Source organism: Sorangium sp. So ce1335 (assembly GCF_051521615.1).
Taxonomy (GTDB): domain Bacteria; phylum Myxococcota_A; class Polyangia; order Polyangiales; family Polyangiaceae; genus Sorangium.
The window spans coordinates 12,243,556-12,269,141 of record NZ_CP150363.1 but is presented as its reverse complement, the minus strand read 5'-3'; the positions used below and the strand labels follow the sequence as shown (position 1 = coordinate 12,269,141).

13 protein-coding genes are annotated in these 25,586 nt (G+C 67.8%); 2 read left to right on the top strand and 11 right to left on the bottom strand.

Annotated features, from left to right (window positions below):
- Nucleotides 1-112: 112 nt before the first annotated feature.
- From WMF24_RS45760 to WMF24_RS45715, 10 genes are all read right to left on the bottom strand, one after another.
- Nucleotides 113-1,489 (bottom strand): pyridoxal-phosphate dependent enzyme, encoded by a 1,377-nt coding sequence (locus tag WMF24_RS45760; protein WP_437738936.1) that lies wholly within the window; start codon nt 1,487-1,489, stop codon nt 113-115.
- Nucleotides 1,490-1,503: 14 nt separating this feature from the next.
- Complete coding sequence (locus WMF24_RS45755; protein ID WP_437733786.1) at nt 1,504-11,112, bottom strand: amino acid adenylation domain-containing protein; 9,609 nt, start codon at nt 11,110-11,112, stop codon at nt 1,504-1,506.
- Between the two features lie 375 nt (nt 11,113-11,487).
- A complete protein-coding gene (locus WMF24_RS45750) occupies nt 11,488-12,393 on the bottom strand; it encodes a chlorinating enzyme (protein WP_437733785.1) in 906 nt (301 codons plus the stop codon).
- Nucleotides 12,394-12,456: 63 nt separating this feature from the next.
- Entirely contained in the window at nt 12,457-12,792 is a 336-nt protein-coding gene (locus WMF24_RS45745) for a phosphopantetheine-binding protein (RefSeq protein WP_437733784.1), read from the bottom strand.
- 137 nt (nt 12,793-12,929) lie between these two features.
- Nucleotides 12,930-14,630 carry an NAD(P)/FAD-dependent oxidoreductase gene (locus WMF24_RS45740; RefSeq protein WP_437733783.1) on the bottom strand — a complete coding sequence of 567 codons (1,701 nt, stop codon included), beginning with the start codon at nt 14,628-14,630 and terminating at the stop codon, nt 12,930-12,932.
- Nucleotides 14,631-14,725: 95 nt separating this feature from the next.
- Complete coding sequence (locus WMF24_RS45735; protein WP_437733782.1) at nt 14,726-15,568, bottom strand: alpha/beta fold hydrolase; 843 nt, start codon at nt 15,566-15,568, stop codon at nt 14,726-14,728.
- 24 nt (nt 15,569-15,592) lie between these two features.
- Nucleotides 15,593-16,747: a Glu/Leu/Phe/Val dehydrogenase dimerization domain-containing protein gene (locus tag WMF24_RS45730; RefSeq protein ID WP_437733781.1), complete on the bottom strand. Its 1,155-nt coding sequence runs from the start codon at nt 16,745-16,747 to the stop codon at nt 15,593-15,595.
- Between the two features lie 38 nt (nt 16,748-16,785).
- On the bottom strand, nt 16,786-17,598 hold the full coding sequence (locus WMF24_RS45725; RefSeq protein ID WP_437733780.1) for a hypothetical protein: 813 nt from the start codon (nt 17,596-17,598) through the stop codon (nt 16,786-16,788).
- A 27-nt stretch (nt 17,599-17,625) separates the two neighbouring features.
- Nucleotides 17,626-18,663 carry a hypothetical protein gene (locus WMF24_RS45720; protein WP_437733779.1) on the bottom strand — a complete coding sequence of 346 codons (1,038 nt, stop codon included), beginning with the start codon at nt 18,661-18,663 and terminating at the stop codon, nt 17,626-17,628.
- 50 nt (nt 18,664-18,713) lie between these two features.
- Entirely contained in the window at nt 18,714-20,276 is a 1,563-nt protein-coding gene (locus WMF24_RS45715; RefSeq protein ID WP_437733778.1) for an amino acid adenylation domain-containing protein, read from the bottom strand.
- 776 nt (nt 20,277-21,052) lie between these two features.
- Between WMF24_RS45715 and WMF24_RS45710 the strand changes: the two genes are divergently transcribed.
- Nucleotides 21,053-21,919, top strand: a complete 867-nt coding sequence (locus WMF24_RS45710) for a class I SAM-dependent methyltransferase (RefSeq protein WP_437733777.1) — start codon at nt 21,053-21,055, stop codon at nt 21,917-21,919.
- Between the two features lie 84 nt (nt 21,920-22,003).
- On the opposite strand, the gene WMF24_RS45705 is transcribed toward WMF24_RS45710, so the two are convergent.
- Nucleotides 22,004-23,320, bottom strand: coding sequence for an extracellular catalytic domain type 1 short-chain-length polyhydroxyalkanoate depolymerase (locus tag WMF24_RS45705; RefSeq protein ID WP_437733776.1), 1,317 nt, complete (start codon nt 23,318-23,320; stop codon nt 22,004-22,006).
- Between the two features lie 939 nt (nt 23,321-24,259).
- Here WMF24_RS45705 and WMF24_RS45700 point away from each other — a divergent pair.
- Entirely contained in the window at nt 24,260-25,582 is a 1,323-nt protein-coding gene (locus WMF24_RS45700) for a right-handed parallel beta-helix repeat-containing protein (protein WP_437733775.1), read from the top strand.
- The last annotated feature ends 4 nt before the right edge of the window (nt 25,583-25,586 follow it).

Genomic DNA, 25,586 nt, shown 5'->3' with positions numbered 1-25,586 from the left:
TTCCAGGCATCGGGTCATCGACGGGCGAGGCGCGCGTCGGCGCGCCTCGCCCGCCGGGTGAAGGGCGCTTGAAGAGCACACACCAGGCGAGGCGCGCCTCGCCCGCCGGGCGTCATCGCATCCGGCGCCGCAGGTAGTTCAGCAGATCGATCGGCGTGATCAGCCCGACGAACTCGTCGCCGTCGACCACGATGGGCACGAGCCCCGCGTCGAACATCGGCAGGAGCTCCGGGATCGGCGTGCGCACGTCGACCGTGCGCAGCCGGGTCGTCATCACCTTCTCCACCGGCTCGCGGAAGCGCGCCTCATCGTCGACCGCGGCGAGCAGGAGATCCGACTCGTCCACGATGCCCACGATCCGGCCGCCCGCGAGCACCGGGAGCTGCGATACGTCATAGAGCTTCATCCGCGCGTACGCGACGAGGAGCGCGTCGCCCGGCTGCACCGTGACGACCTCCCTGTCGGCGTAACGCCTCGTGATCACGTCGCGCAGATCCCTCGTCGGCTGCCGGTCGATGAAGCCGTGATCGGTCATCCAGAAATCGTTGTACATCTTCGACAGGTACTTGTTGCCGCTGTCGCAGACGATGGTGCAGACGCGCTTCGGAGAAGCCTGCTCGCGACAGTAGCGCAGGGCCGCGGCGACGAGCGTGCCGGACGACGAGCCCCCGAGGATCCCCGACCTGGAGAGGAGCTCGCGCGCCGTCTCGAAGCTCTCCCGGTCGGGGATGGTGTAGGCGCGCTTCACCCGCGAGAGATCGAGGATCTTCGGCAAGAAATCCTCGCCGATGCCCTCGACGAGCCATGAGCCCGCCTTGCCGAGGGTGCCAGTCTCCACGTACCCCGCGAGCACCGACCCCTCGGGATCGGCGAGCACCATCTCGCACTCCGGGATCGCCCTGGCGAAGTACCGGGACAGGCCCGTCATCGTCCCGCCGGAGCCGACGCCGCACACCATCGCGTCGAGCTTTCCCCCGAGCTGCGCGGCGATCTCGGGCCCGGTCGAGGTCTCGTGCGCGAGCGGGTTCGCGGGGTTCTCGAACTGGTTCACGTAGAACGCGTTCTCCTCCCGCGCGAGGCGCTCGGCCAGATCCTGGTAGTAGTCAGGGTGGCCCTTGCAAACGTCGGTGCGGGTCATCACCACGTTCGCGCCGAGCGCCTTGACATGGAAGATCTTCTCCTGGCTCATCTTGTCGGGGATCACCAGCGTCAGGCGATAACCCTTCTGCGCCGCGATGAGGGCGAGCGCGAGCCCGGTGTTCCCCGCCGTGGCCTCCACGAGATGGCGCCGCTCGCCGCCGAGCAGCCCTGCCCGCTCGGCCGCCGCGATCATGGCGAGCCCGATGCGGTCCTTGATGCTGCCGCCGGGGTTCTGGTTCTCGAGCTTCAGGAAGAGCTCACAAGGACCCGTGTCGAGCTGGTCGACCTTGACCAGCGGCGTATCGCCGATCATGGAGAGGATGTTCCCGGCTGAAGAGGGTGCGCTCATCATGGCGAGTCTACCTAGATGGGTCTCGCGGAGCCCACCGCGCGTCCGTCGCGATGGACGCTCCGGGTGGCACACGCGTAGCGTTCGGCGTCGTTCATGTGACGGGTGAGCGCCTCGGCGAGCACGGCGACGTGGGGGGGCCGAAGCATCGAGCGGTGATCGCCTGGGATCGAGTACGTGGCCAGGCCTGCCGAGATGCACGCGCTCCACCCCCGGTCCGCGGCTGACGTATCACTGCCCCACGTCGTCTCTGCGCGGAATAGCGCCGCGGCGCCCGGATAGGGGCTGGGCGTGTAGCGCAGGAGCGCATCGAGGTCGCGGCGAAAGGCTCGGTACCAGCGCTCCGCCTGATCGAGGTCGACCATCGGGTCACCGTCCCCTCGGGCCTGCTCGAGCACGTAGGTCAGCCTGTCTCGTGGGCTGATGGCTCTCAGGTGATCGATGTCCCATTTCAGGAATTGCCCTTGTAGGCCCAGCATGGAGCAGAATGCAGCCAGCGAGGTCAGCTCGTCCGGCGCAGGCGCCAGCTCTGGCGTGGGCGCATAGCTGTCGACCAGCGCCAGCATCGCCACGGATTCGCCGGCCGCCCTGAGCTGCTGCGCCATCTCGAAGGCCACGACGCCGCCGAAGGACCATCCTCCGAGGAGGTAGGGCCCGCTGGGCTGTGTTTTCCGTAGCTCGGAGAGGTAGCTGCGCGCCATCGCCTCCACGGAGGCCGGGAGCGCCTCGTCGCCATCCAGCCACGGCGCGTGGATCCCGTAGAACGGCCGCGCCGGATCGAGGTGGCGGACCAGCTCCGCATAATCGAGGACGCTGCCGCCTGCCCCATGGACGAAGAACCAGGGCCTGACGTCGTCCCTGCCGGCCTGCATGCACACGAGAGCAGCGTGTGCCGGGCGCGGAGGTGCCGCCCCGTCGTCCGCTCCGCCCACGGCGGCCTGCTCGGACTCGATGGCGGCCGCGAGGGCGGCGAGGGTCGGCGCCTGGAAGATCCGGTGAGCCGGCACCTCGACGCCCCAGGTCTCCTGAATCCTGACGAGCACCAGCGTCGACGAGAGCGAGTTTCCTCCGAGTTCGAAGAAATTGTCGTGAGCGCCGACGCGCTCGACCCCCAGCACCTCTCGCCAGAACTGCGCGAGCGTCTCCTCGATCGGCGTACGCGGCGCGACGTACTCCTGCGGCTCGCTCGCCCCGGCGGCCGCCGACGCCGGGGCTCCCCGTGTCGACGGCGCTGCGGCGGCGCTCGACCACCGCAACAGCTCCTCTCGCTCGAACTCCGGCAGCATCTGCAGCTCGCTCACCCGCTGCCCGGGATCCCGCGCTGCGCTCTCCAGCAGCGTCAGGTACCGCTTCGCCATCCGCTCGACGGTCTCGCCATCAAACAGGTCGGTGTTGTACTCCAACCACCCTTGCATCCCCTCCCCGGCCTCCGCCAGCATCAGCGACAGGTCGACCTTCGATGTCGCGCTGTCGGCGATCAGCGGGCTCAGCGTCAGCTCCTCCAGCACCAGCGGGGGCAGCGGCGCGTTTTGCAGCGCGAACGCCACCTGGAACAGCGGTGAGCGGCTCAGATCCCGCGGCGGCTGAAGCACGTCCACCACCTGATCGAACGGCACATCCTGGTGCTCGAACGCGCCCAGCGCCACCTCCCGCACCCGCGAGAGCAGCTCCTCGAAGCTCGGAGCTCCCGACAGGTCGGTCCTTAGCACCAGGGTGTTGACGAACATCCCTATCAACCCTTCCAGCTCCATCCGGTTGCGGCCCGCCACCGGCGTGCCCACGCACACCTCCTCGACGCCCGCATACCGCCCCAGCAGCACCTGGAAGCCCGCCAGCAGCGTCATGAACGGCGTCACGCTCGCGCGCCGGCTCAACCGCGCTAGCGCCGCGGTCAGCTCCCCCGACACCTGGAACGACAGCGTCGCTCCCCGGAAGCGCTGCATTGCGGGCCGCGGCCGGTCGGTCGGCAGCTCCAGGTACGGCGGAGCGCCGGACAGGTGCCGCTTCCAGTACGCGAGCTGCTCCTCGCGCGCCTCGCCCTCCAGCCACCGGCGCTGCCACACCGCGAAGTCGCCGTACTGTATCGGCAGCGCCGAGAGAGGCGACGGCTCACCGCGCCGGAACGCCGGATACAGCGCCGCGAGCTCCTTGAGCAGCACCCCCACAGACCACCCATCCGAGATGATGTGGTGCATCGTCAGCAACAGCACGTGCTCTTGCTCCTCGAGGCGCAACAGCTCCGCACGGAGCAGCGGGCCCCTGGCCAGGTTGAACGGCCGCTGCGCTTCCTCGGCGGCGCGCCGCTGCACCAGCTGCTCTCTCTCGGTCTCGCCCACCGCCCCGAGCTCCACCACCGGCAGCGCCAGGGCCGACTCGGGCGCGATCACCTGCCGCGGCTGCCCGTGCACCGCGATGATCGTCGTCCTCAGCACCTCGTGTCGGGCGACGATCTCCCGCAGGCTCCGCTCCAGCGCCTCGGTGTCCAGCGGACCCCGGATGCGCACGGCCGCAGGGATGTTGTAAAACGAGCTGTCCGGCTCGAGCTGATTGAGGAACCAGAGCCGCTGCTGACCGAACGAGACCGGCGAATCGCCGCTGCGCGCAACCGGCACGAGCGGTGGATAGGCCGGGCGCCGAGGCGTCGCCCCGTCGTCCGCTCTGCCCACGGCGGCCTGCTCGGACTCGATGGCGGCCGCGAAGGCGGCGAGGGTAGGCGTCTGGAAGATGCGGCGAGCCGGCACCTCGACGCCCCAGGTCTCTTGAATCCTGACGAGCACCAGCGTCGACGAGAGCGAGTTCCCGCCGAGATCGAAGAAGTCATCGTGGGCGCCGACGCGCTCGACCCCCAGCACCTCTCGCCAGAACTCAGCGAGCGTCTCCTCGATCGGCGTACGCGGCGCGACGTACTCCTGCGGCTCGCTCGCCCCGGCGGCCGCCGACGCCGGGGCTCCCCGTGTCGACGGCGCTGCGGCGGCGCTCGACCACCGCAACAGCTCCTCTCGCTCGAACTCCGGCAGCATCTGCAGCTCGCTCACCCGCTGCCCGGGATCCCGCGCTGCGCTCTCCAGCAGCGTCACGTAGCGCTTCGCCATGCGCTCGATGGTCACTTCATCGAACAGGTCGGTGTTGTACTCCAGCCACCCTTGCATTCCCTCCCCGGCCTCCGCCAGCATCAGCGACAGGTCGACCTTCGATGTCGCGCTGTCGGCGATCAGCGGGCTCAGCATCAGGTCTTCCAGCACCAGCGGGGGCAGCGGCGCGTTTTGCAGCGCGAACGCCACCTGGAACAGCGGTGAGCGGCTCAGATCCCGCGGCGGCTGCAGCACATCCACCACCTGATCAAACGGCACATCCTGGTGCTCGAACGCGCCCAGCGCCACCTCCCGCACCCGCGAGAGCAGCTCCTCGAAGCTCGGAGCTCCCGACAGGTTCGTCCTTAGCACCAGGGTGTTGACGAACATCCCTATCAACCCTTCCAGCTCCATCCGGTTGCGGCCCGCCACCGGCGTGCCCACGCACACCTCCTCGACGCCCGCATACCGCCCCAGCAGCACCTGGAAGCCCGCCAGCAGCGTCATGAACGGCGTCACGCTCGCGCGCCGGCTCAACCGCGCTAGCGCCGCGGTCAGCTCCCCCGACACCTGGAACGACAGCGTCGCTCCCCGGAAGCGCTGCACTGCGGGCCGCGGCCTGTCGGTCGGCAGGTCCAGGTACGGCGGAGCGCCGGCCAGCCGCCCTTTCCAGTACGCGAGCTGCTCCTCGCGCGCCTCGCCCTCCAGCCACCGGCGCTGCCACACCGCGAAGTCGCCGTACTGTATCGGCAGCGCCGAGAGAGGCGACGGCTCGCCCCGCCGGAACGCCGGATACAGCGCCGCGAGCTCCTTGAGCAGCACCCCCACCGACCACCCATCCGAGATGATGTGGTGCATCGTCAGCAGCAGCACGTGCTCCGCGTCACCCAGCTGGAGCAGCTTCGCGCGCGCCAGGGGACCGCGCGCCAGGTCGAACGGCTGCCTGGCCTCGTCGGCGGCTCGACGGCGCACCTCCGCCTCCTGCGCCGACCCGACGAGCGCCCGGAGGTCGATGATCTCGAACGGCAGACGCGCGTCGGGTGCAATCACCTGGCGCGGCGTCCCGTCCACGAGAGCGACCGTGGTCCGGAGCGCCTCGTGCCTGCGGGCGACCTCTTGAATGCTCTCCTCGAGCGCCGCCCTGTCGAGCGGGCCCTGAATGCGCGCGGCGCCGGGGATGTTGTAGAACGCGCTGTCCGGCTCGAGCTGGGCGAGGAACCAGAGCCGCTGCTGCGCGAAGGACAGCGGCAGCGCGCCCTCGCGCCGGACCGATCGCAGCGGCGGCCTGTGGATCCCGGCGCTGGCGCGCTGGGCGGCCTCCACGCGCTCTGCCAGCCCGGCGAGGGTCGGCGCCTCGAAGAGCGCGCGCAAGGGGAGATCGATCCTGAAGGCCGAGCGCAGCCGCGCGAGGACCTGGGCCGCGAGGAGGGAGTGTCCCCCGAGCTGGAAGAAGTCGTCGTGCGCGCCCACCCGCTCCAGCCCCAGGACGTGAGCCCAGATGCCTGCGAGCACCTCTTCGACCGGGGTGCGCGGCGCCGCGAGATCTCCGCCGGCATCCACCGCCAGCGGCTCCGGAGCCGGCAGCGCGCGCCTGTCGACCTTGCCGTTGGGCGTCAGCGGCATCGCCTCCAGCGCAACGAACGCCGAGGGGATCATGTACTCCGGCAGCTTCTCCTTCAGGTGAGCCCGCAGCTCCCCCGGCGTCGGAGCGCCGCTGCCGCGCGCGGTCAGATAGGCGACGAGGCGGCGATCGCCGCGCCGATCCTCGCGGGCGACAACGACCGCCTGCCCGACGGCAGGGTGAGCGCCGAGCACCGATTCGATCTCGCCGAGCTCGATCCGGAAGCCGCGGATCTTGACCTGGTGATCCAGCCGGCCGAGAAACTCCAGCGTGCCGTCTGGCAGCCATTTCACCAGATCTCCGGTCCGGTACATGCGACCGCCCGGCTCGGCCGCGAAGGGATCGTCGACGAACCGCTCCGCGGTCAGATCGGGCCTGCGATGATAGCCGCGAGCGAGCCCCGCGCCGCCGATGTAGAGCTCGCCGGGGATCCCCACCGGGAGCGGGTGGAGGCGGTCCGACAGCACGTACACGCGGGTGTTCGCGATGGGCCGGCCGATCGGCACCGGGCCTGGGCCCTTCGCGATCGGGTGCCCGCAGGAGTAGATCGTCGTCTCCGTCGGTCCATACAGGTTCCAGACCGACGCCGCGCGGTCGACGAGCGCGTCGGCGAGCTCTCGGGGCAAGGCCTCTCCGCCCACGAGGATCTTGAGCTCCTTCGACCCTTCCCACCCGGCCTCGAGGAGGAGGCGAAATGTCGCGGGGGTGGCCTGCAGCACGGTGATGCCCGCGCGGGAGAGGTGCTCGGAGAGCGCCGCGCCGTCCACCGAGAGCTCCCGGCTCGCCACCTCGAGCAGCGCGCCCGTGGAGAGCGGGAGGAAGATGTCCAGCGCTGCGATGTCGAAGGACAGGCTCGTGACGGCGAGCAGGCGATCGCGCTCTCCGAGCCCGGGGCGCTCCCGCATCGACGTGAGCAGGTTGACCACGGAATGATGGGTGATCTCGACCCCCTTGGGCGTGCCCGTGGAGCCCGAGGTGTAGATCACATAAGCGAGGGATCCGCTGCGCACGTCCACGGCCGGCGGGGTCGTGCTCTCCCGGTCGATCTCGGCCCGATCCGCGTCGAGCCACACCCGCGCGACGCCCCCATCGGGCAGCGCCTGGGCGAGCCTCCCCTCGGTCACGAGCACGGCCAGCTGCGCGTCCGACATGATGAAGGACAGCCGCTCGCGCGGGTACGCCGGGTCGAGCGGCACGTAGGCGCCCCCCGCCTTGAGGATCCCGAGGAGGCCCACCACCATGTCGAGCGATCGCTCGAGGCAGATCCCGACGAGCGCGCCCGGACCGACGCCGCGCCTCCTCAGATGGTTCGCGAGCTGATTGCTCCTCCGATCGAGCTGCTCATGGTCGAGCCGCTGGTCTCCGCACACCACCGCTCCGGCGTGGGGCCTCCGGCGCGCCGCGGCCTCGATCAGGTGATGTACGCAGGCGTCCTGCTCGATCGTCCGGGCCGTCTGGTTCCAGGCGACGCAGATCGTCTGCCGCTCCTCCGCCGTGAGGAGCGGCAAATCGACGATCCGTCGCGCGGGATCTGCGGCGATGCCCTGAAGGAGCGTGCGAAAGTGATCGAGCAACCGGCCGATCGTCGCGGCGTCGAAGAGATCCGCGCTGTACTCCAGCGCGACCTGCATCCCCTCCGCGCGGTCCGTGACCGTCATGGTCATGTCGAAGGCTGCCCCGCCCGTCCCGGTCTCCAGTGTCCTGAGCGTCAGGTCGCCGAACGAGAGCTCTGGCATCGGCGCGTTCTGCAGGACGAAGACCACCTGGAAGATGGGGGTGCGGCTCGGATCCCGATCCGGCTTCAGCGCCTCCACGAGCCTCTCGAACGGCAGCTCCTGGTGCGCGTAGGCCCCGAGCGTCACCCCCCGCACCCGCGTCAAGAGATCGAGGAACGTCGGCGCGCCGGACAGATCGACGCGCAGCGCCAGCATGTTGATGAAACAGCCGATCAGCCCCTCGGTCTCTGCGCGGCTGCGACCCGCGATGGGCGAGCCCACCACGAACTCTTCCTGTCCCGTGTAACGGTGGAGCAGCGCGTTGAACGCCGCGAAGAGCAGCATGAACAGCGTGACGCCCTCCGCCCTGCAGAGCTCCCTCAGCGCGTCGGAGAGGTCCCTGGGGAGCGCCATGGATCGCGTCGCGCCCAGGGTCGTCCGCAGCGGCGGCCGCGGGCGATCCGCGGGGAGATCGAGCATCGGGAGGCTGCCGCCGAGCTGGCGTTTCCAGTAGACGAGGTCGGCCTCCAGCGCCTCCTCGCGACGCCGCTGCCAACCCGCGAAATCGGCGTACTGGATCGGTAAGTCCAGCAGGCTCGGACGCCGGTTCGCGCAGAAGCACTCGTAGAGCGCGAAGAGCTCGCGCACGAGGATCCCCATGGACCAGCCATCGGCGACGATATGGTGGATCGCCAGGAGCACGACGTGCTCGCGCGGGGCGAGCCTGAGCAGGCGGACCCGGAGCAGCGGTCCCCCGGAGAGATCGAAAGGCTGCCGCGCCTCCGCGTGAGCGAGCCGCCTCCACGCCGCGTCCCGCTCCCGGGCCGGCAGCCCGCCGAGATCGACGATCTCACCGAACGGTGAAGGGCACGCCTCACCGGGAGGCGCCGCTTCAGCGATGACCTGGAGCGGCGTGCCATCCACGGCCGGGAAGGTCGTGCGCAGGCTCTCGTGGCGGCGCACCAGGGCGTCGAAGCCCTGCGCCAGCGCCGCCGCGTCGAGGGGGCCTTCCAGGAGCGCCGCGACGAAGATGGTGCTGGCGCAGCTCCCGGGCTGCAGGTGATCGAGAAACCAGAATCGCTCCTGGGCGAAGGACAGCGGAGCGCCGCCTTCCCTGGGAACCGGCTGGATGGAGTCCACCCGCGCATCGGGCGAGCTCTCCAGCTCGACGAGGAGCTGCGCGGCGATCTCGGCCACGCCCGGCGCCACGAGGAAGCTCGACATGGGCACGGTCAGCCCGAGGTCGGCCTCGACGGCGTTCTTGAGCTCGATAACCTGGATCGAGTCGAGCCCGAGGCTGCTCAGCGACCGCCGCGGGTCGAGCCGGGACGGGGCGATCCCCAGGACGCGGGCCACCTGCCTCGACAGGTGCTCCTCGAGCAAGGGCCGGCGATCCTCCGGCGCAGCGGACCGGAGCAGGTCGCGCGTCAGCGGCCCTCGGCCGGGCTCCGGCTCGGCGTCGACCTCCAGGGGCAAGGTATCGATGGTCAGGGCGTTCAGCTCGCCGGACAGGAAGCCGGCCCGGCACGCACGCCGCTGGATCTTGCCGCTCGAGGTCTTGGGAATGCCCCCAGGCGCGAGGAGCACCACCGCGTGTACCTGCAGCTCGTGCTGCTCGGCGACGGCGCTGCGAACGGCGCTCACGAGCGCGGCCACATCGGGCGCCCCGGAGACGTTGATCTCTGCGACCACGACGAGGCGCTCCTCGGCCGCGGCCTCGACCGAGAAGGCAGCAGAGCAGCCTTGCCGCACCGCCGGGTGGCTCCGCTCGACCGTGAGCTCGATGTCCTGAGGGTAGTGGTTCCGGCCCCGGAGGATGATGAGGTCCTTGCTCCGCCCGGTGACGAAGAGCTCGCCGCCCTGCAAGAACCCGAGATCGCCGGTACGGAGGAACGTGCCATCCCGGTCTTTGAGCCTGGCGCCGAACGTCTCGGCCGTCTCCTCCGGCCTGTTCCAGTAGCCCCGGGCGACGCTGGCGCCGGAGACCCAGATCTCTCCGACATGCCCCGGAGGCGCCGCCGTCATCGAGCCAGGGTCCACGACGAGCACCTCGTGCCCCGGGATGGTGGCGCCGCAGCCGACGAGGCGCTCGCCGTCGCCGCGCTGAGGATCGGCCGGCTCGGCCACGGCCCGGCTCCGCTGAAGCTGCCCCCGGTTGAATGCCTGGACGGTCGGCGAGCGCTCCTTGCTCGCACCGGAGACGATCAGGGTCGCCTCCGCGAGCCCGTAACAGGGGTAGAACGCCGCTCGACGGAAGCCGCAGGGCTCGAAGGTCGCGGCGAACCGCTCCAGGGTCTCGGCGCGGACCGGCTCGGCCCCGTTGAAGGCGAGATCCCAGCTGCTCAGGTCGAGCGTGGCGATCTCCTCCCGGGTGATCTTCCGGACGCAGAGATCATAAGCGAAGTTCGGCCCACCGCTGGTCGTCGCCCGGTAGCGCGAGATGGCCTGCAACCACCGGAACGGCCGCCTCAGGAAGTCGATGGGGGACATGAGGACGACCGGAAAACCGCCGAAGAGCGGCTGCAGTACCCCGCCGATGAGCCCCATATCGTGATACGGCGGCAGCCAGATCACGCCGCGGCTCTCGGACGTGTGCTCGAAGCACCGGTGAATCGCGGCCAGGTTGTGCAGCAGGTTCCCGTGCGTCAGCATCACGCCGCGGGGCGCGGCCGTGGATCCTGACGTGTATTGCAGGATGGCCAGCGTGTCACGGGTCGCGCCCGGGTCCCGCCACGCGCCCGCCGAGGCGTCGTCCACGTCGTCCGTCGCGAGCCAGACGAGCGCCTTCATCTCCTCGGACTGCTCGGCCAGGACGCCGGCCATCGGCAGGATGTCGCTCGTCGTGAGCGCGAAGGACGCCTTCGAGTCGGCGATCAGCGCCAGGAGTCGAGGCAACGTCCGGCTCAGGCGAGCTGGATCGGGCGGATAGGCCGGGACCGCCACCGCGCCCGCGTAGAGGCAACCGAGCACCGCGACGGCGTACTCGAACCCGGGGGCATACAGCAGCAGGACCCGCGCGCCGCGCGCGCCGCGCGACGCGAGGGTGGCGCCGATGGCCCTCGCCCGTCGGTCGAGCTGCCCATACGTGAGCCTCGCCTCCTGGGCCTCGCCGTCCAGCAGGAAGGTGTAGGCGAGCAGGTCCGGCTGCTCCGTCGCCCTCCAGCGGAGCAGATCGTCCAACGTGGTACACGACGCGAGCAGATCCAGTGCGTTCATGTCAATCGCAGGTCCTGTGATCGCCGTCTCCGGTCGAGGTCATGCCCTGGGCCCTGGCGCCGCCGCGGGCGATCGGGACGAAAAGCGAGCGCCCAGGCGCCAAGGGCGCCAATGATCCAGGGGGGTCATGCGGCGAAGCCCCCAGGGCGGACGTCCCCCCTCCGCCTCGCGCCCTCGGCGGCTCGGCGCTCTCGCCCCTGATTCCTGACAACCTTCCGCTGCTGTGCCGGGCGTCGGCTCAACCAGGCGGATCCGCGACGGATGGCCGCGCCGGCACGGACGCCGGCGATGCCCGCGAGGAAGGGGCGCGCCCCTGCTCGGCCGGAGAGCGCGCGCTCCCTCGCTCGACGAGCGCTCGCGCCCCTCCCCGCGCCATCAACCGTCCCCCGCGAGCGGCCGCGTGATCTTGTTGTGCGCGAACGTATCTTCCCCTGCCACCAGCATCGCAGCATACCTGTCGAGCGGGAAGACCTCGCCGAAGTGGACATACTGCCCACTGTGCCTCGAATAGACCTTCACGTCGGTGGGAACGTAACGAATTGCGAAGCCCATGCGAGTCTGGTCCTTGCTGATGTTGGGCTCCGATCCGTGCAGGCATCGAGACGTGAACATGAGGACCTGCCCCGCTTGCATCTCGAAATGGAGAGCCTGCGATTCATCGGGCTTCCACTGGGGATCGATCTTCAACTTCTCGAAGTCATAACCGTAAAATCCGGCGCCCGTCCCCTTCATCGGCATGCTGGGGTCGTAGGGGACGTTCCTCCGCTCATCGAAGAACCAGGTGCGATGGGTCCGGGGGATGACCTTCAAGCAGGCCGTGTCCCGCTTCGCGTCGGTGAACGCGAACCAGACGGTCAGCTCCCACGAGCCCTCGTGCGGCTGCGTCGGCACGAGCTTCGACTCGCCCTCGAACGCCACGAAGCTCTCCGCCTGGTGCCACGTGGTGGCCTCGTCCCCGGGATACTTGGGGAACCACTCCGTGCGCCAGCACAGGATGTTCGGCCCCAGGATGCTCTGGACCCTCCGGACGATGTCGGGGTGACTGACGATGTCACTCAGGATCTTGACGTCCAGGTGCCGGTCGTAATTCATCTTGTTGTTGCCATAGATCGCCTTCTTCTTGTCCAGAAGCTGCAACCTCACCTTCTTCCACATCTCGCTCACGACCTCCGGCTGGTAGATCGTGAACGGCCCGATGTAGCCGTTCTCATCGAAGAAGGCTTTATCCTGCTCCGCCGCGGACGAATCGCCGTTCCGCGCGGCTTGACTGACTATCGACATGGCAGCACTCCTCGGTTCCTGACTTCGCCCCCGCGGCTCGACGCGAGAGATCGCCTTCGCTCCCTACTGCGACTGCTCCGGCTCCTTCGCGAGCACGTCGTCCAGATGCTTCGCCAGGTCGAGCAGCGAAGACCTCTCTTCATCGAAGAACAACGGAGCCTCGAGCGACGCGCCCTTCTCCGCTTCGACCCTGTTCAGGATGACATTGAGCGTCAACGAATTGCCGCCCACCTCCAGGAATTTGTGCGGCAGCAGCACCTTCTTCAGGCCGATGATCTCCGCCCAAAGCGACGCCATGTACTTCTCGCTGGGCGACTTCGGCTCCAGATCTTCGGCCTTCTGTGCTTGATCGGCAGCCTGCCCCGAGCTCTGGGCTCCCACTTCCGAATCGAGTGACATTGCACGCTCCAATCGTGATGACTCTTGCTTCACCTACAAGAGGCGACGACCATTCGCCGCTGCTGGAATCCAACCCAACCATCCGAGCATCGAGGCCTCGCCCCTCCCCCGGCCGGGTCCGCTGAGCGGCGTCGCTTCTACTGGGCCGCCCCTCGATCTCGTACAAGAACGTAATTCTCTGCGAGCAAACGTGTCAGGATCTCCGACGCCCGCTGCCTGCCCTGCTCGAGGGGCACGCCCATCGCCCCGGCATACCTGCCGACGACCGACGACCATGGCGCCTCGCCATCCATGAGCTCGAGCAGCTTGCAGGAGTCCTCGTCCAGCGGCGCGACATTCCGGCCCAGCAGCCACGAGCTCGTGGACGAGAACACCGGCCGGTCCCGATCGAACGAGACGCCGTGCATCGGCTCCAGCGTGTGGCTGTTCCGGTTGATGCGCCACGTCGACTCGAGCCTCCCGTTCACGACCGGGATGTCTCGATCGTCCAGGCTGCCGGCGGACTTCAGCGTCCCGCTCGCCATCTTCTCGAGGTCAGGCACCGCTTTCATCTCGTCCAGGGGGTGGTCCAGGTTCCTCATGAACTGGTGGAACAGCGGGATCTGCTTCTGGAGCGCCGGGTGAGGGTTGCCGGGGATCGTGTTGATGAAGAACGAGAACGCCTGCTTCGCGCCGATGTTCTCGTCGAACTTGAGCATGCGGCGAGCCTCCCAGAAGAGCTCGTTGGGATGGGCGCTGGCGTTCCCGGCGTAGAAGTAGTGCAAGAAGTCGCGGGTGACCTCGTACATTTGCCGGTAGTTGTTCGAGTAGAACGTCGCCGCGGCCTTCTCCATGCTCGGATCGAGCAACGCGGTGTGAATGCACACCGACGCCGAGTATCCCGCGAGCATGGCCAGGGATACGCCGGTCGACAGGAGCGGGTCGAGGAACGCCGCGGCGTCGCCGGCCAGGTAGTACCCAGGCCCTGCCGTCTCGTCACACGTGTACGCCCAGTCGCGAACGGTGTACATATCGTCGATGCGCGTCGCCTGAGGCCCCAGGAGCTCGGTGATGTACGGCGCCTCGGAGCGCGCCTCGTCATAGAACGCCTGGGCGCCCTTCGCGCGAACCTCGTCCTCGAACTCCCGGCCGGTGACCAGCCCGAGGCTGACGTCGCCGAGCCGCTCGCTGTTCATCGGGATGAACCAGAACCACCCCTTCGGGCAGCTCTCGATGATGATGTGGGCGCGCCGGAAATTGTCCGCGCCGCGCACGTTCTTGAAGTAGCCGTAGAGGGCGATCTGCCGGAGCTGATCGTCGTAGCGGCGCTCCGTCACGCGCCGACCGACGACAGACGACGAGCCGCTGGCGTCGACGACGAACTTCGCCTGAGCCGACGTGACCGCGCCTGTGTCGTTGTCGCGGTAGCTCACGCCGGTGACCCTGCCCTCGTCCATCGTCGCGCCGAGGACGGTCGCGTTCATGTGCACTTCGGCGCCGCAGCGCCTGGCATTGTCGAGCAGGATCTGATCGAACACCGAACGTTCGACGTGAAAAGCGATGCTCGACGGCAGGAATGGGGTATCGGCGAAGCAGATGTCCCAGGGCTCCCTCGTTTTTCCCCAGATGAACGTGGCGCCCGTCTTCTCGACGAACCCGGCCTTTCGACAGGCGTCGACGACGCCGAAGTCCTCGAGGACAGGCATCAGGCTCGGGAGCAGCGATTCACCGATCCGATGCCTCGGAAATCGGCTCCGCTCGAGGAGCAACGTGCGATGCCCGTGCCGGGCCAGATAGGCTGCCGTCGTGCTCCCAGCAGGTCCTCCTCCAACGACGATCACATCGTACCGATTATCCATGATCACTCCGCTTGCCGTGCTGCTTCAAAGATTGAGACCCACGCAAACAAGCCCCTCGACCGTGAACCACGGCACCTCGCGAGGGGCGCCCCGAGCTACCTCGCGAGGTGCGCACCAATCGCCTCCAGGGTCGATGAGCCGGCGCGACAGAACTCGTAGTGGTCGCCCCCGTCGTCGACGAACCTCTTCGCTCCGGAGATGGCGCCCCCGATGGCCTCGGAGTTCTCCGTGTTGGAATGCTCGTCCCGCCGACCCGAGATCACCAAGGTGCGCTGCCTCACCCCTCCGGCGACGGCCAGAGCGTCGAAGTTCCTGTATGCCACGTAGTTCTTCGCATATCGGAAGAGGCACTCCTCCTTGCTGAACGGCCGATTGATCTGCTCGTCCAGCTCTGATTGAACCCCTGTCTTGCTCACCTTCGAGATCTCGCCCATCTTCGCGAACACGAGCTTCGCTTGCTGGCGGCCGGTCGCCACGACGGGGAGGAACGCGTCGATGCTGCGCTGATAGTCGGTCGACACGTGGCCCTTCCTCTTGAAGAGCTGATACTCCCCGTTCACGAGGATCAGCTCGACGAAGACGTCCGGGTGCTCCCTCGCCGCGACCAGCGAGATCCCTGCGCCAGAGCAGTAGCCGATGAGGTAGCAGGAGCCGATCTCCAGCGCCTTGAGGATCGAGAGCATGTCTCCGACGTGCTCCTCCGGCCCCATCTTCTCGCTGCCCGAGAATTCCTGGTCCAGGCTCAGGATGTATCGACTCTCCCATGTCACGACGTTGAACCGGGGCTCGAGCTTCTGAAACGCGGCGCGGGCGACGCTGGCCGGAACCCCGAACGGGAGGGCGATCAAGATGCTGGGCTTGTCCTTGTCGAGCGCGGTATGGACGCAATCCAAGATCGCGCCACTGCTGCCCGGTACGGAGCGTCGAACGAGTTCCATCTGGCTCATCCTCCTGTTGCCGGCCTAGGCCCGGGGCGCCTGGAGGTCCCCGGCCGACACATGGGTCTCTTCGGCGTCCTGCCGGAGCGCCCCCGCGCCCCCGCCCACGAGGCGCCGGAAGGCGCTCTTCGCGTCGATGCCGAGCTGCTTCGACAGCCTCTCGACGGCCGCTGTGTTGCGCTTGATGTTGTTCTTGATATCCGCCCAGAGCGCCGGCGGAGGCAGGGTATTGCCGGACGCGATCTGGTGCCCGACCAGCGCGGCGCTCGAGCTGTTCGCCACGACGTCCGGCACGACCCTGACGGACCTCGCATGGAGCGCTCCGATCGCGTCGGGCATCAGGGCCATGTTGGCCCCCTCCACGACCACGGGCGCCCGGATGCGCGCGGCGGCGTCGCCATCGACGAGGTAGGAGCCGGCCGCCAGCACCAGCACGTCCGCGGGCTGCGCCAGCAGCTCGTCCCGCGCGGCGACGACGCAGGAGCCCGGGAGCCTGCTCTCGGCGAGCAGACCGCTGTCGTCCTTCGCCGCCAGCAGCGCCCTCGGATCGAGGCCGTCGGGACCGAGGATCGCCTTGTCGCGGTCGCTGACCCCGACGACCCTGGCGCCGGCCCGCTCCAGGTGCCAGGCCACCCCGGCCCCCACGACGCCGAACCCTTGAATCGCCACCCGGGCGCCGCGCAGCGCGCCTCCCAGCGCCTCCTCGATCGACCAGAAGACGCCCTGGCCCGTCATGTTCGCGATGTAACCGTCGAGCTCGAAGAGCCGCTCGGGACACCTGTTCGTGGGACGGTGCCTCCGCGCCACCCCGAGCTGGGGCATCTCCAGCGTCCGGTAGATCTCATCGAGCATCCACTGCTTCGCGCCCATGTCCTTGCCGAGGATGGTCGTGCTCGTCAGCAGATCGCGGCACGCCTCGGCGAACTGGCCGAGGAACTGCTTCAGCCGCGGGTCGTCGGGCGACGCGCGCAGCCCTGCCTTGGCCCCTCCGACGGGCGATCCGTGCCCGGCGAGCTTCAGTGACATGTTCTCGGCCAGCTCGACCACCATCCCCCGCGTGACGGAAGGATCGATGCGCGTGCCTCCGAAGGAGACGTCTCTGTCGGACGAGTCGACCACGAGATAGGCCGCGAAGCCGGCCTCGTCGTCTTCGAGCACAATTTCGCTATAGCTTCGCACCGTGATGTCTCCTCACTCCTTGTCCGGGCAGGCGGCCGTCATGTGAAGCCGACCAGCGGGACCGAACGGCAGAACAGCAGCAGCTGCTCGATTCTCCGAGCATCACGACGATCGAACCACCCGCGTCCTCGTGCCTCCTCGTACGTCTCCTTCACGAGGATGCCGAGATTGTGGACCGGGGTGGACTCCATCGTGGACAGCACGTGTCGCAGCTCGACCACGCACGCCGGCGCGTCGGCGCCGGCGAGCGCCTCCTGCAGCCTGCGGACATAGTCGGGGAGGAACATCAGGTAGGCGCCGACCCTCCTGACCTCCCCTGCGACGCCCAGCTCCTCTTCACCCAGGTGGATGAACCTCGGCCATCCAGGCAGGCCATGGTTCGTGATGACCCGCGAGACCCGCTCGTTGACCGCGCCGATGTGGATGGCGTTGAGCGCGCTCCCGTACTGCGTCCGACAGTATTCAAGCCGGTAGCTCAGCACGTGCCGGTAGAAGCCGAGGCACCTGAACTCCGGCATGATACAGCAGCGGCCGAGCACGCAGAACCCGGAATGAGGGAAGTCCCGGTTCAACTTGTCCGCGACCGCGCTCGCCGCGACCAATCGCATCTTGTCGCCGCGCTTCACGTGAAAGAAGAAGAGCTTGGTCGGGCGGCGCGCGTTCTCCCACTGCAGCAGCCCCTCCAGGGTCCCCTCCGGGCCGAAGTTCCTCCAGCTGTGGACGCAATCTTCGTTCACCAGAGACTCGAGCAGGCACCGCAGGCTGTCCGGATCGACAGACTGGCTCACGACGAGCTGCTCGGCCGCGATGGGTTGGGCCTCGTTGAATCCAATCGGGATGTTTGTCGACATGATCATCCCCTGCGGTCTGATACCTGGTCACAGGTGAAACGCGAACGCTCGATATCCCAGGTAGTCGCAGGCGCGATCCGTCACCTTTCGACAGCCCGCCTGAGCCCCGAGATCGATCCATGCTTCTCTGCTGAGAATCCTCCCGTTGCCGATCAGGTGGTGGATGAGAATGTTCGACTGCGAGTAAAGCCACAGCGTCTCCGGAACGCTCGCCCTGTCGCCGTGAGGCAGCCGCGGCTGCTCGAACGCGAGGACGACCCAGTTCGGAAGCAGGGATCTCAATCGGCGCAGCGCCTCCACGAACTGGCTCTCGCCTCCTGCCATGAGCTCGTGGAAGTGGACCGAGAACACGAGGCCCCTGCGCTTCACGTCGATGGCGTCGGCCCAGCGGTCCACGTCGAAGAAGTCACTCCGCATCCACCGGATGTTCGTGAGGCCCCTCGCGGAGGCGCCCGCGGCGTTCCGCTCGATGACCTGCTCGCTCTTGTCGAGACCGTACAGGCGATGTCCGGGGTACGTCTCCGCCAGCCGCTCCACGAGGCCGGTGGTCAACCCGACCTCGACGACGCTGCCGGTGTCCAGATCCTCGACGTGCTCGATCAAGCTGCCCCAGAAGCGCATGGCGAGCTTGAACACGCCGTTCTCGGCGTACCGGCCCTCGCGATGAAAGTCTCTCCCGTACCGACCATCTCCGCTCAGCATCCTGCCGAGGTTCTGCCAGACGGGCCCATACGCGCCGACCCGCACGTCGAACATGTTGATGGACTGCCGGCCGGTGTCGGCCTTCATGTCCGAGAAACGCTCGATGACCTTCCTGCCGAACTCGGACAAGGAGTACTTGCCTTCTTGGTCTCGCTCCAGCAGGTCGTCCACCTCGAAGATGTAGTCGAGGAGCGCGTCGGCCGCGCCGGCGTCCAGGTGCAGGGAGTCGGCGATCTGCCGTGCCGTGCGAGGGCCACCGCTCTTCAACAGCTCCCACACGCCTACCTGGTTCAGGTGAAACAGGATCTGCGCTTCGACGTAAAACGTCGCCCGACGGTGAAACCAGCTCTCCGGCGATTCCATTCGACTCCCTTCCGCGTCACGGGGGTCCACGTTCATCGACACGACGCTCCCTAGGAGCAGACGAAGCGCGTCGAGCCGCCGTCCGCTTCACGGATGCACTGATCGACCCGCGCCAGGATCGCCTTCTTGTCCGTCTTCCCCGACGGCAACGCCGGGAAGCGGTCGAACATGAAGTACAGAGAGGGGACCATGTAGTACGGGAGCTCGTGCTTGAACACCGTCTGCAGGTGCGCGAACATCTCCTCGCCGGTGTTCTCGCCGCCGGCTCGGGTGAAGCACGCGGCGATGACCTTCCCCAGCGCTGGGTGGACGGTGACGACGGGGTGACCTTCCGCCACGCTCGGCGTCGCGTCCATCACCCGCTTGATCTCGTTCAGGTTGATCCTGAACCCGGACAGCTTGATCTCGTCGTCGTTCCGCCCGACGTAGTCCAGGTCTCCGTCCGGTCGCCACTGGCAGATATCGCCGGATCTGTAGTACCGCTTCCCCCCGATGACGGTGATCCTGTCGCTGGTCTGCCGGTCGTTGTTCCAGTAGCCCTTCATCACCTGCGGGCCCCCGATCAGCAGCTCGCCCTTCACGCCCGGCTCGGAGATGACGCGATCTTCGTCCAGCAACAGCACCTCGGTGTCGCGCATCGGCTTGCCGATCGGGTAGAACGCGGTCCGGCCCGGCTCGACACGATCGATGATGTAGGCGGTACAGATCACCGTCGCCTCGGTCGGCCCATAGCCGTTGACCAGCGAGAGCCCCGGAACTCGCCGCAACCACTTCTGCATGGTGTCGACGTTGATGATCTCGGCGCCCGTCATGACGCGCGTGAGCGACGACATGTCGGCCGTGTTGAACAGGCTCCCCTCGGTCATCATGGTCATGACCGGGCCGACCGCCGTGAAGTGCGTGATTCGCGCCTCTTCGATCTTGCGGAGCAGCTTGTTCGCGACGTGTGGCCCGCAGGTCAGGTGAACGGTCGCCCCACGGTGAAGCGGGAAGAACAGGTCCATCACATGGACGTCGAAGTACAGCTCGGAGGTGTTCATGCACCTCGATCCGGGGTCGATCGTCATGATCTCGGCGAGCGCACGATAGAACACATCGACGCTGCCATGCTGGATCAGCACCCCCTTCGGCCGGCCGGTCGAGCCCGACGTGTAGATGCAGTACGCGACGTCCTCCTGCCCGATGCTCGGCAGCGACGCGCCTTCCGCGGCAAATCGAAGGTGCTCCGGGAGACAGCTCTCGTCGATCAGGCTGCTCGTCGTGGTGAGGTCCGCCGCGACCCTGTCGTAGAGCGCTCGGCTGGACACGATGAACCGAGGAGAGACGTCGTTCAGAATGAACAGCAACCGTTCCGTCGGCAGCTTGCAATCGACGGGCACGTAAATTGCCCCGGCCTTCAGACAGCCGAGGATGGCGGCGATGAGCGGGGCGCCCTTGGGCGAGCAGAACGCGATCCTGTCGCCCTTTTGCGCCCCGCGGGATATCAAGAATGCCGCAAAGTTTGTGCTAAAACTTTCCAGCTCCCCGAAGGTGTAGTGTTGCCGCTCGTCGAAGAGCGCGTCCTTGTCTGGATACAGTCTGGCAGCGTCATGAAGCAGATTCGCCATGCTCATGAGGAAATTTCCAAGCTCGTGCTGCGTTGCACCAGCTGCTGAGGAAGCCGCGCCCTATCACGCCGTCGGACGTTTGGCCTGAAGCCAAATTTTCCGATTCCATGGACTGCACTCGCGTGGTTCATCAGCGAACGCGAGCGTGTCGAGGCGGCCGCGCACAAAGAATCGCGGCCGACGTGCGACATCTGTGGATGCTACGGAGCGACCGAGGTGATGCTGCAAAATTCCTTCGGCACGCTCAGCAAAGCACGCATCAAACCATTCAATCTCATCAACTGCGACACGCGGAGACACAACGCGCGGGAACTCTCCGGGACGCTCGGCCCCCATTGGAGTTTTCCGGCGAATCGTTGGCGGTACGGTCCTTTGATCCGCTACATCGCGGGCCCGCTGGCCCCGGAAGGACCAAAGGCAGCACCACCCCCAGTTGTTTCCGCCCTTGGCAAGCCATAGCACGCGACCAGTTGGAGCTGCAAGCGAATTCGGGCGCGGCGCCGACCACGTGATCAGCCCGTAACCGTGCGGAAACAGAACGGCAGACGAGCCTGACGACTGTTAATTATTGTAATGCTTATGCACTCCGGCCCTGTTCTTGCGTTGCTGGACGCGTACCGCGAGCCGGGCGCTCGGCGCGATACGCACGAGCTCGCCGTGGGGGGTGAAGCGGGGATCCACCGGGCCGTCGAGCTGCGCTGATCGGGGGCATCGCCCGGCGTGGTATACGTCGGGCGAGCCCGGCGCGAGTCCAACCAAGCGGGCCATCTGGAGGACGCACCATGAGCAGCAGCACGCTGGCATCCGACGCCGATACAGGAATGGCCATGACCGAGGTCGACTGGCTGCGCGTTCATTACGATGCTTGCGCTGGCGGCTACAGCGAGCAACTCGCCTTCTGCGAGCTCGAGCGCGGCTCCCGCATCATCGACGTCGGCTGCGGGCCCGGCTTCTTCCTCCCGCTCCTCGCCCAGCAGCTCGGCCCGGGGGGAGAGATCGTCGCCTGCGACCTGTCCCAGTCCCACCTCGATCACGCCCGGAAGCGCCACGGCGACGAGATCGACGGCTGCACGATCCGCTACCAGTTCGCCAACGCCGTGGAGCTACCGTTCCCCGACGGCAGCTTCGACGCCTACTGGACCGCCAACGTGTCTCAGTACCTCGACGACGCCCAGTTTCGCCGGATGCTCGCCGAGGCCCGCCGCGTCACGCGCCGCGGCGGGCGCGTCGCCTTCAAGGACTGGGATGCCGCCCTGTTCCGCGTCGAGCCCTCCGAGACCGGCACCGCGCAGCGGCTCATGGATGCCTGCAACCGCGCGTTTCTCGCCGGTAGCTCGGCGCCGGTCACGATGAACATCCATCGCGCCACGACCTACTCCCACATCCGCCGCTGGATGACCGCCGCCGGCTTCCGCGACGCGCGTCAGCACAGCACGCTGATCGAGTTCTCCGCCCCCCTCTCCGAGGGGCACCGCATCTGGTGCGAGCGTCTCCTGAAGATGTTCGCGCAGGTCGCCCACGAGGTGCAGAGCCCCGACCAGGAGTTCTGGTCGCAGTTCTCGACCAAGGCGCCCGCCGAAACCATCCTCGCCGACCCCGACTTCTACTGCGCGGAAGGCTCCATGGTCGGCGTTGCCTTCGTCCCCTGAAGCTCGAAGCGCCGGACGCGCAGCTCAGCGGTCCGGCGGATCGCGCCTGGTCGCTGGCCGGGCCGGCGCTGACAGGACAGCGTATCAGCACCCGCTGTTTCGATGCCGGCGACGGATCGCCAGCAGCGCGAGGCCCATGGCGATGGCCGCTGCGTGGGAGCTCTTCGGCCCCCCATGGCCGGCGGCCTGGGCGCACCCGCCGGATCCGGATGCGGGAGCTGGGCCCGCGCCGGGGTCGTCGCCACCGGCGGCGCCGCTCGAGGCGCTGCCGCCCGTCACGCCGCCGGCGCTTGCGCCCTCGCCCGCGATGCCGCCGCTTCCCGCAGCAGGTCCGGCGCCGCCGCCGCCGCCGCCGCCGCCGCCGCCGCCGCCGACGTTCTGATTGCCCCCGTCGTCGCCGCCCGAGCCGCCCATGCCACCGCTGCCGCCGGGGCCCGAGCAATCGACCTCTGGATCGGTACCACCGGCCGTGTCCAGACCGAAGAACGCAAGGATGGCGTCGTGCTCATACGGCATGGAGTGCGCGCCGTCTTTTCCTGACCAGGCCTCGAACACCGTGTTGCCACATTCGTCCTTCCAGAACTGGCGCTCATAGGTGGTCCTGTTCGCGGTGGTCGTGCTGTCGGTCGAGGTCGGGGTCTCGCTCAGTCCCAGGACGTTCGTCCATTCCTTGATCGCCTCGGCCTGGTTCTTGTAGTTGATCGTCGCGTCGGCCGTGCCGTGGAATATCTGGAGGCGCGGGCGATGTCCCGTGTAGCCAGGATACATCGCGCGAACCAGGTCTCCCCATTGCTGCGCCGTCTTGCTCGTCCTGCCGCCCGCGCAGTTGCCGCTCCACTGGTTGCTCGGGTCGAAGCCGTCCGCCCAGCACCCTGCTGCCACGCCCGCCCTCGCCGCGCCCGCCCTGAAGATGTCCGGGTACACGGCCAGCATGGCCTGGGTCATCATCGCGCCGGACGAGCCCCCCATCACGTAGACCCGCTCCGGGTCGCCGTTGTACTGCGCGAGCGTGTACTTCACCATCTGAGCGACGGCCTGCGTGTCGCCGCCGCCGTCGTGGGTCAGGGACTTCATCGAGCCCACGTCCCAGCAGTTCCGGCCGGTGGCTTCCGGCAGGATGATGATGAACCCGTTCTGGTCGGCCCCCGCGCGGATGCCCGAGATGCTGTTGAAGAACCCGCTCACCGGCGTGCTGCAAGAGTGGCAGGCCACCACGATGGGCGGCTTCTCCGCCAGCCGGTCCGGGACGTAGATGTTCATGTTGACGTACTCAGGTACGGCGCTCGCTCCCCACGTTGCCCGGTTCACCGTCATCACGGACGCCGCGTGCACCGGTGTGGCCGCGAGCAGCCCCGAGGCGATGGACGCGACCACGAAGACGCGACACTGAAATCGACGCATATCGAGCACCTCTTGAGCTGACGTCGCCGACGACGGCGCGCACCTGGCACATTAGGCGACAGAAGACCTCCGGCGCAAGCCACGTGAGGCTCTTCCATTCCGGGGAAATTGATCACGCCCCGGCGCACCGCAGGGCCTCTCCACGATGCAGGTGGCCGTGAGCCTGCGGTCTCGCGGCGCTCCGTGGCGCGGAGCCGGGTACGACGAGGGGGAGCAACGGACGCGCGATCCTGCTCCGCCGACGCGCTGCTCGACGGACCGGCAGCGAGCCACACTGTATCAATGCAATGAGCGCGTGACGTGGGCGGCTCGATCACGAGCGCATCCCCTCGTGATCTCTTCGGCCTCGACGCGACGGGCGCACGCGGCGCCCTTGAACCCGCGCCGCTCGCGCGCCCCGCATCGCCGGCTCGAGCTCGCTCCCACTCCGAGGTTCGTGGCGCCTCGGCGCTCGCGAGAGGGCCGTTCGAGGCGCCTACGCCAGTGAACACCCCTCCTTCCGGAGCGCGCACCACGGCCGGACGCGCTCCCGCTCACCCGCCGTCGCGCACGAACCGATGCGCGTCCAAGACGTCGTGGCCTCCGCCGCGACCAGATGCATTTGCGCATTGCGACCATCCTTGCCCGGGTTTATCCTCTGCCCGTCTTTCGGCAATCTCAGGAAATTCGCACAAGAGATCTTCGCGCAGGACCGACGCGGGCGTCTCCCGTCAATGTCCCCGGCGGCGTCGATGACCGGGCTTGCGAGCCACCGTGGCGCGACGTCACGGCGGAACGGCTCGGACAAAGCGACTTCGGACGCGCTGGTCGCTCTCCGAGAGCAACGCCGATGGCGCCCAGCGCGCCGCAGGACGTCGGCGCCCCGGGACATTCATGAGAGCTCGCGCGTGTGTGTGCATTCGTCCGTGACGGCCAACATCCTTCACAAGGAGCTTGGAGATGGGTATCAACGGTGCTCTATCCCTGTTGACGTTCGCCGCGGTCGCCCTGATCCACGGGCCGGCGGCAGCGAGGACGTTTTATGTCGACGACGTCGGCAACGACGCAAACGACGGCCTGACGGCCAGGAGGGCGTGGGCGACTCTCCAGCACGCGGTCGACACCATGCGTCCTGGCGACACGACCATCGTATTGCCAGGAGTCTACGCGGGGTGTCGCATCGAACGCTCGGGCGAGGCCGGCCGGCCCAAGACCCTGCGGGCCGTGCCACCCTGGGGAGCCGTGGTGGCCACCGCCGGGCCGAACAACCAGCACGGCAGCAACATCGAGGTCGAGATGTTCGACGGCGTCGTTCGGCACTGGGTGATCGACGGCTTCGATATCCCTGGCGCTGACAGATCCGGCGTCGACCTGCGCGGCACGCGCGACATCACGGTCCAGAACTGCCACGTCCACGACAGCGGGAGAACCGGGATCTTCACGGCGTTCAGCGATTTCGTGGTCATCCAGGGCAACGAGTCCGAGTCCAACGGCGAGCACGGCGTCTACACGAGCAACAGCGGCGACTTCCCCGTGGTTCGCGGCAACCTCCTCCACCACAACCAATCGGCCGGCGTTCACATGAACGGCGACAGGAACTTCACGCCCGGCGACGGGCTCATCAGCTTCGCCACGGTCGAGGCCAACGTCATCTGGGAGAACGGCGCCGCGGGCGCCTCGGCCATCAACTGCGACGGCGTAAGCGACAGCGTCATCCGGAACAACCTGCTCTTCAGCAATCACGCGAGCGGGATATCTCTCTACGCGATCGACGGCAGCGAAGGCTCCAGCCGCAACAACGTCTACAACAACACCATCGTGATGGCGGAGGGCAGCCGCTGGGTGATCAACATCCCCGCATCGCCGGACGGCATCAAGAACCCGAGGTGCAACAGGATCGTGAACAACATCCTCTACACGCCGCGCCTCAACAGGGGCTCCATCCTGATCTATCCCGGCGGCGCGGAGGACCCTTGCTTCCACAGCGATCACAACGTGGTCGTGAACCGCTTCAGCAGGGATGGGGGGGAGACGATCATCAGCCTCGCGGCGTGGCAACGAGCTACAGGGCAAGACAGGCACTCGTTCGTCGTGGCGCCGGAGGCGCTGTTCGTCGACCCGGCGAGCGACGACTATCGCCTGAGGCTCGGCTCGCCAGCGATGAACCGTGGGGCCTTCCTCGACCTCGCCGTGCCGGACGATCTGGACGGGACCCCTCGTCCCGTCGGTGGTGCGGTTGACATCGGTGCCCACGAGGTCGACACCTCGGCCGCGCCGGATTGATCGC